Origin of the sequence: Paraburkholderia terricola (assembly GCF_900142195.1) — a bacterium.
Lineage (GTDB): Bacteria > Pseudomonadota > Gammaproteobacteria > Burkholderiales > Burkholderiaceae > Paraburkholderia > Paraburkholderia terricola.
This window is the reverse complement of sequence record NZ_FRAB01000037.1, coordinates 24758-41356: the sequence shown is the minus strand read 5'-3', so window position 1 is coordinate 41356 and position 16599 is coordinate 24758. Positions and strand designations below refer to the sequence as shown.

General features: G+C 64.2%; 10 protein-coding genes and 1 tRNA gene. 4 read left to right on the top strand and 7 right to left on the bottom strand.

All coding sequences use genetic code 11. The features are described from left to right. Nucleotides 1-68: 68 nt before the first annotated feature. The 7 genes from BUE39_RS25260 to acs all read right to left on the bottom strand — a co-directional run bounded on the left by BUE39_RS25260 (nt 69) and on the right by acs (nt 12597). Nucleotides 69-2057 (bottom strand): hypothetical protein, encoded by a 1989-nt coding sequence (locus BUE39_RS25260; protein ID WP_143031990.1) that lies wholly within the window; start codon nt 2055-2057, stop codon nt 69-71. A 664-nt stretch (nt 2058-2721) separates the two neighbouring features. Next, entirely contained in the window at nt 2722-5883 is a 3162-nt protein-coding gene (locus BUE39_RS25250; RefSeq protein WP_159442596.1) for a PIG-L family deacetylase, read from the bottom strand. Between the two features lie 859 nt (nt 5884-6742). After that, on the bottom strand, nt 6743-7822 hold the full coding sequence (locus BUE39_RS25245; protein ID WP_073431440.1) for an acyltransferase family protein: 1080 nt from the start codon (nt 7820-7822) through the stop codon (nt 6743-6745). 87 nt (nt 7823-7909) lie between these two features. Next, nucleotides 7910-8000: transfer RNA gene (locus BUE39_RS25240), tRNA-Ser, on the bottom strand. Between the two features lie 60 nt (nt 8001-8060). After that, nucleotides 8061-10079 carry a sodium:solute symporter family protein gene (locus BUE39_RS25235; protein WP_073431439.1) on the bottom strand — a complete coding sequence of 673 codons (2019 nt, stop codon included), beginning with the start codon at nt 10077-10079 and terminating at the stop codon, nt 8061-8063. Next, a complete protein-coding gene (locus BUE39_RS25230; protein ID WP_073431438.1) occupies nt 10076-10465 on the bottom strand; it encodes a DUF4212 domain-containing protein in 390 nt (129 codons plus the stop codon). Before BUE39_RS25230 ends, BUE39_RS25235 begins: the two co-directional genes overlap by 4 nt. Before the next feature lie 149 nt (nt 10466-10614). Continuing rightward, nucleotides 10615-12597 carry an acetate--CoA ligase gene (gene acs / locus BUE39_RS25225; RefSeq protein ID WP_073431462.1) on the bottom strand — a complete coding sequence of 661 codons (1983 nt, stop codon included), beginning with the start codon at nt 12595-12597 and terminating at the stop codon, nt 10615-10617. A gap of 720 nt (nt 12598-13317) precedes the next feature. Here acs and BUE39_RS34955 point away from each other — a divergent pair. The 4 genes from BUE39_RS34955 (at nt 13318) to bfr (ending at nt 16479) form a co-directional block, all read left to right on the top strand. Then, the gene (locus BUE39_RS34955) at nt 13318-13482 is read left to right on the top strand and encodes a hypothetical protein (RefSeq protein WP_159442595.1); all 165 of its coding nucleotides are present in this window, start codon (nt 13318-13320) and stop codon (nt 13480-13482) included. A 148-nt stretch (nt 13483-13630) separates the two neighbouring features. Continuing rightward, nucleotides 13631-14239 carry a TIGR00645 family protein gene (locus tag BUE39_RS25220; protein ID WP_073431461.1) on the top strand — a complete coding sequence of 203 codons (609 nt, stop codon included), beginning with the start codon at nt 13631-13633 and terminating at the stop codon, nt 14237-14239. Nucleotides 14240-14291: 52 nt separating this feature from the next. Then, complete coding sequence (locus BUE39_RS25215; RefSeq protein ID WP_073431437.1) at nt 14292-15815, top strand: fumarate hydratase; 1524 nt, start codon at nt 14292-14294, stop codon at nt 15813-15815. Between the two features lie 184 nt (nt 15816-15999). Further along, on the top strand, nt 16000-16479 hold the full coding sequence (bfr, locus tag BUE39_RS25210; protein WP_073431436.1) for a bacterioferritin: 480 nt from the start codon (nt 16000-16002) through the stop codon (nt 16477-16479). The last annotated feature ends 120 nt before the right edge of the window (nt 16480-16599 follow it).

Genomic DNA, 16599 nt, shown 5'->3' with positions numbered 1-16599 from the left:
TCGAAACATGCGTCAAATCATGAGTTCGGGGAAGAGCCTCACTCCCAACATCCGTTCCGCAAGGCTTGTCACTCGCTACGCGGAACCGCCGATTTCTTCAAACGCTGCACGGCTTCATCGACGTCGGAATCGCTGTCGGTGTCGTAATCGATCGTGATCTTGCCTTCGCGCGTTCTCGTCACCCGAGTCCCAATCGCGCGCTCGACGTTGCGTTCGATGACCCCTGGGGTGTCGATCCGCGCCTGCGCCACGCGTGAAAGCCAGAACGGCCCGCGGTGCCGGGTATCGTCGAAGCCGAGGTCTTCCGCGCACGTGCCGCACGGCCGCATCGTGCCGCCAAGCAGTTGGGGATCGACGGCCGCACTGAAATTGTCCTGCACGTGGTGCTTGATCCGGCGCTCCGCGTGCAGATCGACGGTCTCGCCGCGATGGGTGAACTTTCGATCGGACACCTGGAGCCCGCCGTTCGACATCATCTTGTCCAGCACCTCTCCCGGCGTGCCGGGCAGCATGTTCGCGGAACCGATGCGAAGCGCCGCACGCAACTTTTCCACATGCCGCCGCTCCCTGCCGGCAAGCGGCGTATCGCTTCGGGCCAACGCTTCGGCCATTTCGCTCACATTGCCGCGCCCGAGTTGGTTCGCCAATTCTGTGTTCATCACGTTCAGGTTGGAGGAGACCACGAGTGTTTTTGCCGGCGCGTGGTAGTAGGACTGAATCTCTTTCGAGTCCGGAAATCTGGCCTTCAGAAGCGTCGATTGCCAGCGCAGCATTTGCCTTGCTCTGTCCGCTTCGTAGGAGCGCGGCTCGCTAATCTGCTCGGGATTATTCGCAAAGACCTTTTCGAGCCGGTTCGCTCGCCTCGCCTCCGAGTCCTCGCTCGTGGACCGGACGATCAAGACCTTGGCCGGCATCTTTCCCCGGGGCGGCAATGTCATCGTCTTCATGGCGGACTCCGCCACGGCGCTTACCGGCTCGCCGAGCGAAGCCGCGTGTAAGCGGTCGAGCTGTTTCTCGATGCCCGCCCTCAGGTATCCCTCGAAGTGCGTCAGCAACGCATGGACCGCCGCGCGTTCGCGCACGATTCCGCCTTCGCCGATCACCGCCGTGAACGTTTCGGGATGCAGGTTCGACTCGATCGCCGCGTCCCGGGGCGACATGGTCGGGTTGCCTCGCAGCGCGTTCATTGCCGCAACGATGCGGTCCAGATCGTCGCGCAAGACTGCCAGGAACTGCTCGGCGTCGACGAGCGGCAGCGGCAGCGCGGCGGCCTGCGTATGCAAACCGCGCGCGGCGAGCGCGGCGGCGAGCGCTTCGCGGTTCTGCCCATAGCCGGGCAAGCGCTGAACCGCGCCGACATCGCGAAGGCTGCCGTCGGCGGGCACGATATGCAGCGCCAGGCACGACGCGCCGACGCCGACGGCAGGGCCGATCTTCCATAGCTGCACCTTGCCCTCCGCGGGAATGGCGCGCAGCGCATCGGCGAGCAGCGCCGCCGTCATTTGCTGTATGGCGCCCTCGCCGGAGACAGGCAGGCTGTCCGCCGTCTGCACGTCGCCCAGATCCCTGAAGAGCTGTTGCAAGTCGTTCTGCACGTCGGCATAGTCGGCAAGGCGCGCCACCGCGGCAGCCGGCTTTTTCAACGCGCCGTCCACCACCGACAGCCAGCCCGCGATCGTGCTTTCCTTATGGCCGGTTCTCCGCGCGACGGTGCCGAGCGCGCCGGCGTTCTGGCCGCGCGTCGCGCCTCGCCTCACCCCGAGATCGACCAGCGTCTGGAGCATCGCTTTCAGCGCGTGCGCGTCCATTGCCCGCCGCCCGGCGCACGGCTGCGGCAGATCCTTCGTCGTGAAGCCGAGCGAGCGCGCGAGGACGTTGAGCCTGTCGCGAAACAACGGATAGTCCGGCATCTTGGCGAGGCGGTCCGGCAAGTTCCGGTACTGCCAAAAATTCGGATTCCGCCAGGACGTGACCGTTCCTTTCGGAAATGAATGCGCGTCGAGCGTGTCCTTGAGCGCGGCGCCTCTAGCCCGGTCCGACAGAATCGTGTAGACCATTGCCGCGGTCGCGCTTTGCCGCGATCGGCCAGCGGGTGCGGCGACCGCAGCGGCGTCCTGATGGTTTGCCGCCGGCATCGCACTCGCTAGCGCGACGTCCAGGGACGATGCAGCGGCTTGTTCACTTGTTCCACGAGGCAACGGCGTGGCCGGCAGATCCGCCCAACGCCAGTTCGCACCCCCGCGGCCCGCCTCGGCGCCCTCACCCGTTCGCGTTCGTTTGCCCGTGCGTTGCCACCCCGGCGACGGTTCATTCAACGCAGCGGACGACGGCGACGAATCGGGCGGCCTGCTCGCCGCGGCACGGCCACCGGTTTGCGACGACGACCCCTGCGCGAGCGATCGAGCGCGCCGCGCAGGCAGTGGGGCGAGCAATGGCGTACGCGCCGGCTCGGCACGCCGCGCCCTGCTGGACGAAGCGATCTTCTCCGGCCGCTCGTCGCTGGTCGTTGCGGCGGCTTTATTTGCGGGGGTGTTTCCGATACGCATGCCGAGACTCCGGAAAAACGGCCTCGGATGATGATTCATGAGCCGTGCCGGTCTATCTTCCGGGCCGCTGATCGGGCGGGTTTGCGCGGCGGCGAATTCTCAGCGCCGCCGGCGAACCACGGCGTGCCTGCTTGCGATCCTGATGGCGACGCGCGCGCCGCCCATCACACGGAGTTCACGGCACGAGCAGCCCAAGCACGACACGCGCGCCCATGCCCACGGCAACCACGACCGGCGGCCGGAACGTGTCGACGCCGCCCTGGTCGACGAGACGCGGCTGCGTGATATTGGCGGGCGTTGTCGTGGCGCCCCGAAGCGGCGCGTTGAGCCACGGAATCAGCCGATTCTGGCGGACCGTCGCGCCCAGCCCCCGGTTGGCGCGAAACAGATCGATATAGCTCTGGCGGTAACCGCTCGCGAACAGCAGATCGGCCACCGCTTTCGACAGGTCCGCCGCGCCGGCCGCGTAATGGCCGGAGGCGAACGCATGCGGAACGGCGGCAAGGTCGGCCAGCATGAACGGGCCCGCGCCGATCACCGCCGCCGCCCTCATGGCCTGCTCCTGCACGCGCATCACCGGCGAAGGCTTGCGAATCCGGCTGCCGTCGGGCAGCGTCGATGGATAAATCACCGCCTCACGATCGCCGAGGCCCTGCAACCACTGCACGAGCGCGGAACGGTCCGCGTTGCCGCGATAGAAGCCGCGCATGCGCGCGCCCTCCGCCTGGACTTCGTGATCGCGATCGAACCGCGCGCCGCGCGCGCCGAGCAGGTGCGCGGCCAGCGCGCTGCCGTTGTTGCCCCAGTGCACGGGAATGAAAGCCGCGGTCGCGAGATTCGAAAACGTCCGGCTCGCGTTCGACACGTTCAGAAGGCCGGCTTGCGGATCGAGCCAGATATTGGCGAAGACGCGCGGCCCAGCGGCATCGTTGATGCCGTAACTGGCGAGTCGCAGCACTTCGAGCGCGCGGCCGAGCGGACTCGTCAGCGCGAGCATCTGGTCCGACGCGCTTTCCAGTCGCCGGAACGCCTCGCCGTCCTCGGGATTGACGCGCAGCAGCTCGCTCGCAAAAGCGAGTTCGTCGCGCGCGCTTCGCGTCAGGCCGCGGCTGACGCCGCGCCACCCGCTGACCTGCCGCTGCACGACGTCGAGCGCCGCTCCGGTGGGCTCCTCGCTCGCGCGTTGCACGCGCACGGCGAGGCGGCTTTGCGCGATATCCGTCGCGCCGCCGACGGCTGCCCGATAGCCGAACATCGCGAGCGCCGCCTTGATCAGCACCGCCTGGCTCGCGAGGTAGCCGCCGTCCATGACGCCCCAGCGCAGGCTCGCGTACGTGCCGGTCGCGCCCGCGACGATCACGCCCGCGCTCTTGTACGCCGCGCGCCGGAGCTCTTTGCCGCTCATGCCGGTCAGCGTCGGATTGCCGTGGATTTCGCCGGGCTGCACGTCATAGCGCGCGTCGCGATTGACGGCGGTCTCATGAAACAGGCCGCCCTGAGGATTGATCACGGGGACGCCGCCCGACAGCATCTCCGTTGGAATGTGGCCGTTGCCGATGGCGGCGCGAAGCATGCGGGCAGGCGCGACGATGCGATATAGCACGGGCAGGCCGGGCGCGTTCCCGTCATCGGCGCGTTGAGCGAATTCTTCGTTGAAAAGCCGGGTGGCTTCGCCGCGCGCGCCCGTGATATCCGCCCAGATGCGCGTGTTGCCGGCAAGGCTCAAGCCCGCGCCGTGCGGGCCCAGGCTTTGCTGAAGCGGCACATCCGACGAAGCGAACGCGACCACGTCACGCCGCGGTCCGCTCCAGAAGCCGCCGTCGTCACTGCGCACAAGGCGTATGCGCTCACGCAGCGGCGTGCGCGGCGGCATGTAGCGCGGGCCGGCCTGGGTCAGGAAAAACCATTGCGCCTCCTCCACTTCGGTAATCCGATGCGGGCGCCTGCCGGTGCCGCCGCGCGCGAGCCGCAGCGCGCGATCCATCAGATCCTCCAGTTCCTCGGCCGTTGCCGGCCCGCTCGGCTCGGGCCGCGTCAGGTCCGCCGCCGCAGGGACGGTTTCGACGAGCCCGCGCTCGCCGCCCGCCACGGCGATCTCGGTGACCGGTGCGGACTCCGCGCCGGCGTTCGCACTGCGCGCGGCATCGGCGGCCGCCTGAGCGGCGGGCTGCGAGCGCACGAACAGTTCACGCAGACTCGCGTCCTGCGCCGCGGACAGCCCCTCGGGAAGACGCAGCAACTCGCGGCTGCGCGCGTTGCCAAAGAACCCGTCGTGGCCGGGAGGCTGGCTCGCGTAATGCGTTTGCAGCGCGGCGCGGCGCAGGGCGAACTCATCGGCGATTTCATCGGTTTCGAGCGGCACCTGGATCGTGTTCGCCGGATCGAGCGGGACCATGTCTCTGAGCGCGTACCACCCTTCCTCCACGGCTTCGACGACGGGTGGCGCGTTGCCGCCATGCGTCGCGGCGAATGCGCGCGCGGCCTCGTGAGCGATCCGGCTGGCCTTGTCGTGCGCGGGATGGATGCGTGGATCCGTCGAGGTCGTCAGGATCGCCGCATATTCGTGGTTCGCCAGTTTCTCCTCGAGCAGCTCGTTGATTTTCCGGCGATCCCACGAGGCCTTGATTCCGTAATCGACCGTGTTGCGTGCGACGCGAAACGGATTGAAATCAGGGTTGTCCATCACCGTCACGGTCAGGTTGGTGCTATTGCCGCCTAGTTCTTTCCAGAAACCCACCGTCTCTTTCACGCGGATGCGTCCATAGGCTTGCGGATCGGTTTCCTCCTTCCCGGTCGCGTCGTATTTCGGCTCGGGAATGCCCTTGCTCGACAGGCTGAACATGGTGCCGCCGTTGCCCTTCGTCAGATACACGACGTCGACGTGAATGCCCTGCGCCAGCAGCCGTCTGAGCGAGCCGGAAAACAGCGACTCGTCATCGGGATGCGCGAGGACGACCAGCACCCGCTTCGGGTCCGGGCGTTCTTCCGGCGACGGCAGGCGCGCACTCTCCGCGGTTGCGGCAGGGTGGTCACTCGCCGCTTGAGCGCCGGCTTGCGCGCGATGAGGCAATACATTCGGGAGAGCCGCCGGTCGCGATGCGCGGGGCGGCGGCGCATCGCTGTCGTTGTCGTTGTTGCTGTTTTGCCGGAAGCGCACGGTCGCGGAACGTTGCGCGTGCGCGTCGGAAAAATACGGCGCGAGAAACTCGTGCGCGGCGCGGGTCGGGCGTGGAATGGGCACCGCGGGCGGATCGAAAGAAGAAGAAGAAGAAGAAGAAGAAGGTTCCGTGCCGGCGGGAACGGACGGTTGAGCGTCGGGGCCGCGAACAGTCGACATATCGGTCCTCGCAAGGTTCGCGGACGACGCCTGTCGAAGCCGCGCGGCAGGCTCGCACGGCGTGGATGTCGCCCGCCGCATGAACGGGATTCAGCGTGTTGCCCTGGTTCCGTCTCCACCATTGCGCTCGGGGCTGTCGTGGCTGCCCTGAATTCGCGCGGTCCGCGCAACACTCTATGCTCCGAGCGTATCGAGTGGATGGCGCGATACCGCGTTGCGACCGAAGGCATCGATGTGCATGCGAACGTCGCCAGAATTCAGAGCAACGCCCAATCCGCCGTGTCAGCTCGATCCGCGTTTTAGCCGGCTCAATCGCTCTCGTAACGTCGGAACAGGCGTGATCGCGGATGGACGCGGCGCATGCGCTGAAGAGGGGGCAGCCTTAGCCGGCTTGACGTCGGGTTTTGCGCCTGAATTCGCCGAATCGTTATCGGGCAGTGCGTCGAGTTGCGGCGATGCGCTTCGCGCGGTAGGCGTCACCTGCCCGCCTGCGGTGCCGGAATCCCCGTCTCTTTTCTTCGCGTCTTTCGCGACTGCGTCAACGTATTGCATCGCGGGCAGCATGCTCGTCAGTTTGTGCGGTATCCAACTCATCTCGTGACCTCTCCTGTTTTCGTATCGGGACGCCTATGGAACCCGAAAACGGGAACCGCGGCTGACGCTGAACGAAGACGTCGTCGATCGAACGAAGAACAGGCGAGGCCCGACGTCGCAATGGGAGACACCGCGCTCGCAAGAGCACTGGGGACGATTCATGGGCTGTGCCGGCCTATCTTCCCGCCCGCTGATCGGGCGGGTTTGCGCGGCGGCGAATTCTCAGCGCCGCCAGCGAACCACGGCATGCTTGCAATGCGTTCTCTTACACCAACGCCTTGCTGGATTCCGCGTCAGCCGCCGAGTTCTTTCGCTGAAAAAAAGCGGGGATTTTATGACCCAATGCGATGCACGGCTTCTCAAGCAAAAACCACGATAGAACCGCAAGAAGAAGCGCGCATACAAACGTCATCGCCTGATTGCCATGTATTCCCGACTTCGGAAATAGATTGGCGAAAGTATTCTGGATCGGCCATCCGAATACGTAGACGCCGTATGAGAAATCACCAGGCAGCCGAATCGCTTTCACGACGCGAAGCGACATGACCCATAGGGCTGTCATGAGAAAGGCGAGGCAGAACGCGTATTCGAACGCGGGACCATGTCTCACCGCGAACGCGATGAGCGCGACGCCGATGCAAAGCCGCCCGTCTATCCGCACGCGATCCTTGTAGAGTGCGAGCAGCGCGCCAAATGCAAAAAATGCCGGGAGGCGTCCACCCGCATTGACGTTGGACAAACCTATCGCGGTGATGCTTTCCGGCCGGATCAGGCAGACGGCGATCACCGTCACAAGCACTGCGGCGGCTATCGGCTTATAGCGAAACAGGCCGCACATGCCGGCGCCGAGCAGTAGCGCGTACAGCATCAGTTCGTATTTGATGGTCCAGATCGAACCGTTTGCATGCGGATATAACGCGTGATCGAACACGCCCGGCAACAGGTATTCGTTGTAGGGATGCAAGAGCACATGGACGAGTTCGGCCCGGTGATGGAAGTAATCCGACGTCGACAGCGACGTGAGCGCCGGCCCCATCACGACGATCGTCGCCACGGACGCGGCGATCAACAGCGGGAAAATACGGAAAATGCGGGCCGAGGCGAAACGAATTGCACTCGGCTTTGAAAGCCAGCTATTGGTAACGAGGATGCCGCTCAGAAAGAAAAAGAACTTGACCGCGAGCGAGCCGGAATAATCGAAGCCCAGCAGATTTTGAATGGGATCGTCGACGCCCGGAACGGGAACCAGCCTGTATCCGTGGCCCCAGATGACGGCGGCCGCGGCGATCAATCGAAGCAGGTCGGCGTTGTTATTGCCACGGCGAAGCAATTGGTCAAGCGTCATGATCCGTATCTTCCCGGTGCCGACCGCACGTTAGCGCGTTGAAAAGAAAAACGGGCCAGGAGGCCCGTTTTCATTGATGTGATGTCCTGGCGGAGAGACGGGGATTCGAACCCCGGATAGGCTATTAACCTATACACGCTTTCCAGGCGTGCGACTTAAACCGCTCATCCATCTCTCCGGCGGGGAGCCGAATTATAGCAAACTTCACGCCCCGCGCCACGCCTCTCCGGAAAGCCGGTCAAGGATGCCGGATGTAATCCACCAGCGCCCGCGTATACGCATCCGGTTTCCGATCCACCAGACTCACGCCGATCGCCACCAGGAAGCCAGCCGGCACGCCGAACACGCCCGAACTGATCGGCTCGATGCCGAACCATCGCGCGCCCGCGAAACCCGTCAACTGCGTGAAGAACGGGTACGTCGAGACGATGTAATAGATGCACACCACCAGCCCCGCCACCATGCCCGCCACCGCGCCAAGCCGCGTGGTGCGCTTCCAGAAGACCCCCAGCACCAGCACCGGAAAGAGGCTCGAGGCCGCCAGCGAAAACGCCGCGCCCACCAGAAACAGAATGTTCCCCGTATTGAGCGACGCCACATACGACGCGAACAGCGCCACCCCCAACAGCAGAATCTTTGAAATCGTCACGCGCCGCTGACTCGATGCGCCAGGATCGACCATGTGGTAATACACGTCGTGCGATAGCGCATTGGCGATCGTCAGCAGCAAGCCGTCCGCGGTCGAGAGCGCCGCGGCCAGCGCGCCCGCGGCGATCAGCCCGGACATCACATACGGCAGCCCCGCGATTTCAGGCGCGGCGAGCACGACCATATCCGGCTGCATCTGAATCTCGCTCCAGCGCACGATGCCGTCGCCGTTCGTATCGGCGAGACTGATCAGGCTCGGCTCGACCTTGCGCCATTGCGTGACCCACTGCGGCAGATCGGCAAAGTGATGGCCGACCAGGTTGGTCAATATCTCGTACTTGATCAGCACGGCCAGCACGGGCACGGTCAGGTAAAACAGCGCGACGAAGAACAGCGTCCAGCCGACCGAGCGTCGCGCGGACGCCACCGAGGTCGTCGTGTTGTAGCGCGTGAGGATATGCGGGAGGCTCGCCGTGCCGAGCGACAGGCACAGCAGCAGCGAAAGAAAATTGCGCTCGTGCGTGCGCCGCTCGTCGGCGCTCGCGCTGGGAAACGGTTCATGCATCGGCACCGGCGCGGCCGCGCGCATCAGCATTTCGTCGCGGCGCTGACTCCACACGACCTGCGCGGCGGCGGCATCGCGGGGAAAACGTTCGAGCGCCCTTTCGCGCTCCTTGATCTCGCGCAGCGGACCGTTGCGGCGGCGCAAGTCCGCGACTTCCTGCACGAGACGCTGCTTCTCGTCGACGAACGATTGCGGCAAGGTATCGAGCCGCACCTGCATCAGCGCGGCGCGCCGCCGGTAATCGTCGCGTACGGTCTGTTCGAGCGGCGCGTCGCGCACCTGTTTCTCGAGACCTTCCACGCGCTGCATCAAGTGTCCGTAGTTGAATTGCGGGAACCAGCCGAGGCCCTCCTTGTGCGCGATCATCGACACGGGAATCAGGATCGCCGCGATCAGGATGATGTATTGTGCGACCTGGGTCCACGTCACCGCCCGCATGCCGCCGAGAAACGAGCACACCAGAATGCCGGCGAGTCCACAGAAAATGCCGACTGTGAAATCCACGCCGATAAAGCGCGTCGCGATCAATCCGACGCCCTGGAGCTGCGCGACCAGATAGACGAACGAGCACAGGATCGCCGCCAACGCGGCGAGGCCGCGCACCGCGTTGCTCGAAAAGCGCGTGCCGAGGAAATCGGGAATCGTGTAGCGCGCGAGCTTGCGCACGTACGGCGCGAGCAGGAACGCGACGAGGCAATAGCCGCCGGTCCAGCCCATCACATACGCGAGACCGTCGTAGCCGGTCGCATAGATCGAACCGGCGAGACCGATGAACGAGGCGGCCGAGAGCCAGTCGGCGGCCGTCGCCATGCCGTTGAAGGCGGACGGCACGCGCCGCCCCGCGACGTAGTATTCGACGAGGTCGGACGTGCGCGACAGCAAGCCGATCACCGCGTACACCGCGATCGGCACGAACAGGAACACATAGCCGATCCACACGCCGGGGCCGGTGCTGCGCTCGATGCGCCACATCACATAGATGAATAGCAGGAAGCCGAGCGTATAGAACGCGTAGGAGCGGATCAGCCGGTTCGCGAGCTTCATCGGCTCGGTATCCGGGCGTCGGCGCCGGGACGAACGTCGGCATCGGCGCTGGCACGAACATCCGCGTCGAATGCGCGTTGCAGACGGCGGTCGGCACGCTGCATCAGCACGATATACACGCCGATGAGCGCCAGGTAGATCAGAATCGCCCCTTGCGCGCCGAAGTAAAAAGGCAGCCTGAAGCCATCGACGCGCAGATGCGCCAACGCCGGCGCAACCAGCGGCAACACGAACGACACCGTGAAGCCCAGCGTCATCAATGTCGCAATCAACGCGAGATTGAAGCGCCAATAGCTTTGATGCGCGCGCGCCATCACCGCCGAGACCGTGGGCGGTTCGGGCGCGGGATTCAGCGGAACATGAGAGGAGTGGTGCGGCGCGGCCATGCGCCTATGTATCAAAAAGCCACCGGGCAGGCAATCGGGATTGTCCGCGCGGTGGCTTTAACGGCCTGATTCAAGCGGTCGGCGCCTGGGGCAAGAGCAAGGGCGCTTAGTCCTGTACGCCCTCGCCCGAAGCCCCGGCAAACCCAAGCTCAGAGCGACTCGCCGAGCTGATCGAGAATCGCCGGGTTCTCCAGCGTGGACACATCCTGGGTGATGGCCTCGCCTTTCGCAAGCGAGCGCAGCAGGCGGCGCATGATCTTGCCCGAACGCGTCTTCGGCAGATTCTCGCCGAAGCGGATGTCCTTGGGCTTGGCGATCGGACCGATCTCCTTGCCGACCCAGTTGCGCAGTTCGTTGGCGAGCTTCACCGCTTCCTCGCCTTCCGGACGTGCGCGCTTGAGCACGACGAATGCGCACACGGCTTCGCCGGTCGTCGCATCGGGACGGCCCACCACGGCCGCTTCAGCCACCAGCGGATTGGACACCAGCGCCGATTCGATCTCCATCGTGCCGAGACGGTGGCCCGACACGTTGAGCACGTCGTCGATGCGGCCCATGATCGTGAAGTAGCCGGTTTCCTTGTCGCGCACCGCGCCGTCGCCGGCGAGATACAGCGTGCCGCCCAGTTCCTCGGGGAAGTAGCTCTTCTTGTAGCGGTCCGGATCGCCCCACACGTTGCGCAGCATCGACGGCCACGGACGCTTCACCACCAGAATGCCGCCCTGCCCGTTCGGCACGTCCTGGCCGGTCTCGTCGACGACCGCCGCCATGATGCCCGGCAGCGGCAGCGTGCACGAACCCGGCACGAGCGGCGTGGCGCCCGGCAGCGGCGTGATCATGTGGCCGCCGGTTTCGGTCTGCCACCACGTATCGACGATCGGGCAGCGCCCGCCGCCGACGTTCTCGTGATACCACACCCACGCCTCGGGATTGATCGGCTCGCCGACCGTGCCGATGATGCGCAGCGACGACAGGTCATAGCTCTTCGGATGCACTTTCTCGTCGGCTTCGGCGGCCTTGATCAGCGAGCGGATCGCGGTGGGCGCGGTATAGAACAGCGAGACCTTGTGCCTGGCGATCATGTCCCAGAAGCGGCCGGCGTTCGGATAAGTGGGCACGCCTTCGAACACGACCTGGGTGCCGCCGAGCGTCAACGGACCATACGTGATGTAGCTATGGCCGGTGATCCAGCCGATGTCGGCGGTGCACCAGAACACGTCCGTGGACTTCCAGTCGAAGGTCCACTTCATGGTCTGCGCGGCCCACAGCAGATAGCCGCCGGTGCTGTGCTGCACGCCCTTGGGTTTGCCCGTCGAGCCGGAGGTGTAGAGAATGAAGAGCGGATGCTCGGCGCCGACCCACTCGGGCGGGCATTGATCGGATTCGGCTTGCGCGATCTCGTGCATCCACAAATCGCGGCCTTCGTTCCATGCGATCTTGCCGCCGGTGCGCTTGTACACGATCACGCTCTTGACCGCTTCGCAGCCGCCCATCGCGAGGGCTTCGTCGGCGATGTTCTTGAGCGGCAAGGCTTTGCCGCCGCGCATCTGTTCATCGGACGTGATGAGCGCGACGGCGCCCACGTCGACCAGCCGCTCGTTCAGCGACTTCGACGAGAAGCCGCCGAACACGACCGAGTGCGTGGCGCCGATGCGCGCGCAAGCCTGCATCGCGACGATGCCTTCGATCGACATGGGGATGTAGATCACGACACGGTCACCCTTCTTCACGCCGCGCTTTTTCAACGCGTTCGCAAAGCGCGATACGCGTTGCAGCAGTTCCTGATAGGTGATGTTGGTGACGGTGCCGTCGTCGGCTTCGAAAATGATCGCGACGCGCTCACCATTGCCGGCTTCGACGTGACGGTCGAGGCTGTTATACGACGCATTCAGCTGGCCGTCTTCGAACCATGTATAGAACGGCGCGTTCGACTCGTCGAGCACCTTGGTGAAAGGCGTGTTCCAGCTTAGCGTCTCGCGAGCGAGGCGCCCCCAGAAACCTTCGTAATCGCGTTCCGCTTCGGCGGCGAGCGCCCGGTACGCGTCCATGCCGGAGACGGCCGCACCAGCCGCGGCTTCAGCGGAGGGCGGGAAAACACGGCGTTCCTGAAGAACCGATTCAATCGCAGACATCGACAACCCCTTGGTGAAGATGAAACGTAAAACCTGTGCCGGCGCGCCGTTGGCACGCCCTGTCATGTCGACGCCGCGCTCAGGGACCGATGCGCGGCGCGCTGTCTCCAACCCTCGCGCGCCGATCGACGATCGCCGCGCCGCGGTCCGTTGCCGGCATCGTCATTCATGTGGCAACACCACATGAATGCGTGCGACGCGCGTCCCGCTCTCGTGCTCAAACATAAACGCTGCAACTTACCGGCCACTTACGCGAGGCGCGCCGGCTTGCCCGCGAAAACCCTTAGACGGTTCGCACGGCGCATTCAATGCAGCCCAACGGATGCGCAACGCATGCTACGCGTCAGGCCGCATTCATGCGCTCGAACCCGCAAGGACGAGCACGCCATCACGCTCGCCCGCGCGGCCTCTCACAATCCTAACTGAACTAACCGCTCCGACTCCAGCTTGAATCGCGATTCCTGGCTTCGCATGACCTCGGCGGCAATTCGGAATCGGCAAATAGCGCGTCGAGTTTGTCCGCGTCGCTTTGTTCGCGCCGCCGCGCTTCATGATAGCGATGGCCGTAGTGTGCTGTAGTGTGGCCGCTGTCGCGCATGGCAAAGCTGCGCCAGGTCAAGCGCGATGAATGGCTCGATCTGTTTCCGCAGGCGCGGGCCACTATCCTCGGGTTTACGCTAGCGATGCTGAGCGGCGTGCGGCACGCTAGTAGCGCCGCGAATGCCCGCGGCGATCCGCGGCATCGTTTTCCCCGGCAAGCAGCCCGCGCTCGCGCATGACATCCCGCTCGTCTGCGGTATCGCCGGCATCGGCCTGGCGAGCCTGAATGGCAAGCGGCGCCCCGCCCTCCGCAATGCAGCAAATTCAGCCGACGCTGTACAATAGCGCGCCTGACGCGAGCTTCATCGGCCCGCCGGGGCCGCGCCGCGCCGTCTATCCCTGGTTTGCCTGCCTGATTCGGGCGCGTGGTTCGCGCGACGGGTCGGCGCCCTGGTCCGTGTTCCGTCACCTGCGTTTCATCCGACTCTTGCCTATGTCCGCTTCGCGACCCGACTCCGCCTTTCAGCGCCGCCGCATGGCGCCGCTCCCCGCCGTCATCTTCATGAGCCGCTGGCTGCAGGTGCCGCTCTATCTGGGCCTGATCGTGGCCCAGGGCGTCTACGTCGTGCTCTTTCTGAAGGAAGTCTGGCATCTCGTCTCGGCGTCGTTGACGCTCGACGAAACCAACATCATGCTGGTCGTGCTCGGCCTCATCGACGTGGTGATGATCTCGAACCTGCTGATCATGGTGATCGTCGGCGGGTATGAAACCTTCGTGTCGCGCCTGGGCGTCGAGGGTCATCCCGACGAGCCGGAATGGCTCGATCACGTGAACGCCGGCGTGCTGAAGGTGAAGCTGTCGATGGCGCTGATCAGCATCTCGTCGATCCATCTGTTGAAGACCTTCATCAGCCCCGACCAGAATACGACGCACGCGATCATGTGGCAGGTGATCATTCACGTCGCGTTCCTCGTCTCGGCGCTCGTCATGGCATTCGTCGACCGCCTGACCACGCATACGCATCCCAAGCATTTTCAGGAACCCGTGGCGCTGCACGCCGTGGGTTCGACCGGTTCCACTCCCATGAAAGCGCACGACTGACCGCACTGCCCTGCGAACAGAAAAAAGCGCACCGTCCCCCACTGAGCTAGCCATGACCGTCATCAAACAGGAAGATCTGATTCAGAGCATTGCCGATTCGCTTCAGTACATCAGCTACTACCATCCGCTCGACTACATCCAGGCCTTGGGCCGCGCGTACGAACTCGAGCAGAGCCCGGCCGCGAAAGACGCGATCGCGCAGATTCTCACCAACAGCCGCATGTGCGCGGAAGGCAAGCGCCCGATCTGCCAGGACACCGGCATCGTCACGGTATTCGTGAAGGTCGGCATGGACGTGCGTTGGGACGGCGCGACGATGGGCGTCACCGACATGATCAACGAAGGCGTGCGCCGCGGTTATCTGAACCCGGACAACGTGCTGCGCGCGTCGATCGTCAGTCCGCCGGAAGGCGCGCGTAAGAACACGAAAGACAACACGCCGGCCGTGATCCACTACGAGATCGTGCCGGGCGATAAAGTCGACGTGCAGGTCGCGGCCAAGGGCGGCGGCTCCGAGAACAAGTCGAAGTTCGCGATGCTGAATCCGTCGGACTCGATCGTCGACTGGATCCTCAAGACCGTGCCGACGATGGGCGCGGGCTGGTGCCCGCCGGGCATGCTCGGCATCGGCATCGGCGGCACCGCCGAAAAGGCGATGGTGATGGCGAAGGAATCGCTGACGGATCCGATCGACATTCAGGACGTGATCGCACGCGGCCCGAAAGACTGGATCGAGGAACTGCGCGTGGAACTGCACGAGAAGGTCAACGCGCTCGGCATCGGCGCGCAAGGTCTCGGCGGTCTCGCCACTGTGCTCGACGTGAAGATCATGGCCGCGCCGACGCACGCCGCGTCCAAGCCGATCGCGATCATCCCGAACTGCGCGGCCACGCGTCACGCGCACTTCACGCTCGACGGCTCGGGCGTCGCGAAGCTCGAAGCGCCGTCGCTCGACGCATGGCCGAAAGTGCAGTGGGAACCGAATACGGAAACCAGCAAGCGGGTCGACCTGAACACGCTGACGCCGGAAGAAGTCGCGGGCTGGAAGCCTGGCCAGACGCTGCTGTTGTCGGGCAAGATGCTGACGGGCCGCGACGCGGCGCACAAGCGCATCGCCGACATGCTGGCCAAGGGCGAAAAGCTGCCGGTCGACTTCACCAACCGCGTGATCTACTACGTCGGCCCGGTCGATCCGGTGCGCGACGAAGCAGTCGGCCCGGCGGGTCCGACCACCGCCACGCGCATGGACAAGTTCACCGAGACGATGTTGTCGCAAACCGGCCTGATTTCGATGATCGGCAAGGCGGAGCGCGGCCCGGTCGCCATCGAGGCGATCAAGAAGCACAAGGCCGCGTATCTGATGGCCGTGGGCGGCGCCGCGTATCTCGTGTCGAAGGCGATTCGCAGCGCCAAGGTCCTCGCATTCGAAGACCTCGGCATGGAAGCGATCTACGAATTCGACGTGCAGGACATGCCGGTGACGGTCGCCGTCGATTCGAACGGCACCTCCGTGCACCAGACCGGCCCGAAGGAATGGCAGGCGAAGATCGGCAAGATTCCGGTCGCGACGGTTTGATTCGCCTGTAGCGCCTGTCATGTTTTTGAAAAAGCCGGGGCTCGCAGTCCCGGCTTTTTCATTGCCGCGCGAGGCGGGACGCGTGATGCCGGGGACAATGTCAAAAGATGCTTCTGTTCCCTTGGCTTTTTCAGGCGTGGCGTTTATTGTTGTTGGAAATTCAAAGTCCCCATAAGGAATCACCATGCAAGGCGACAAGAAAGTCATCGAGTATCTGAATGCTCAACTGAAAAACGAGCTCACCGCCATCAATCAGTACTTCCTGCATGCGCGGATGTACAAGCACTGGGGCCTCGATAAGCTCGGCAAGCATGAATACGACGAATCCATCGGTGAAATGAAACACGCCGACTGGCTCATCGAACGTATTTTCATGCTCGACGGCCTGCCGAATCTGCAAGACCTGCACAAGCTGCTGATCGGCGAGGAGACCAAGGAAATCCTCGAATGCGATTTGAAGCTCGAGCAGATTTCACAGTCCACGTGTAAGGAAGCGATCGCCTATTGCGAATCGGTTCGCGATTTCATCTCGCGCGAAATCTTCACCAAGATTCTCGACGACACGGAAGAACATATCGACTGGCTAGAAACGCAACTGGATCTGATCGACAAGGTCGGCATTCAAAACTATCAGCAAACCGGCATGGGTTCGATCGAGTCCTGATCGAACCAAGCTGAACCAGCGCGCGCGTCGGCTCGTGAGACCGTTCATGCGAGTGAACCTGCGCCGCGCGGGCGATATACTTGCGCACTTCCCCGTTCTCTCGAGTCTCACTTGACCGCC

Bases quoted from the DNA above. Each gene is read 5' to 3' on its own strand.
- bfr (WP_073431436.1), top strand. From the start codon at position 16,000: ATGCAAGGCGACAAGAAAGTCATCGAGTATCTGAATGCTCAACTGAAA.
- BUE39_RS25235 (WP_073431439.1), bottom strand. From the start codon at position 10,079: ATGAAGCTCGCGAACCGGCTGATCCGCTCCTACGCGTTCTATACGCTC.
- acs (WP_073431462.1), bottom strand. From the start codon at position 12,597: ATGTCTGCGATTGAATCGGTTCTTCAGGAACGCCGTGTTTTCCCGCCC.
- BUE39_RS25260 (WP_143031990.1), bottom strand. From the start codon at position 2,057: ATGGTCTACACGATTCTGTCGGACCGGGCTAGAGGCGCCGCGCTCAAG.
- BUE39_RS25220 (WP_073431461.1), top strand. From the start codon at position 13,631: ATGTCCGCTTCGCGACCCGACTCCGCCTTTCAGCGCCGCCGCATGGCG.
- BUE39_RS34955 (WP_159442595.1), top strand. From the start codon at position 13,318: ATGCCCGCGGCGATCCGCGGCATCGTTTTCCCCGGCAAGCAGCCCGCG.
- BUE39_RS25215 (WP_073431437.1), top strand. From the start codon at position 14,292: ATGACCGTCATCAAACAGGAAGATCTGATTCAGAGCATTGCCGATTCG.
- BUE39_RS25245 (WP_073431440.1), bottom strand. From the start codon at position 7,822: ATGACGCTTGACCAATTGCTTCGCCGTGGCAATAACAACGCCGACCTG.
- BUE39_RS25230 (WP_073431438.1), bottom strand. From the start codon at position 10,465: ATGGCCGCGCCGCACCACTCCTCTCATGTTCCGCTGAATCCCGCGCCC.
- BUE39_RS25250 (WP_159442596.1), bottom strand. From the start codon at position 5,883: ATGTCGACTGTTCGCGGCCCCGACGCTCAACCGTCCGTTCCCGCCGGC.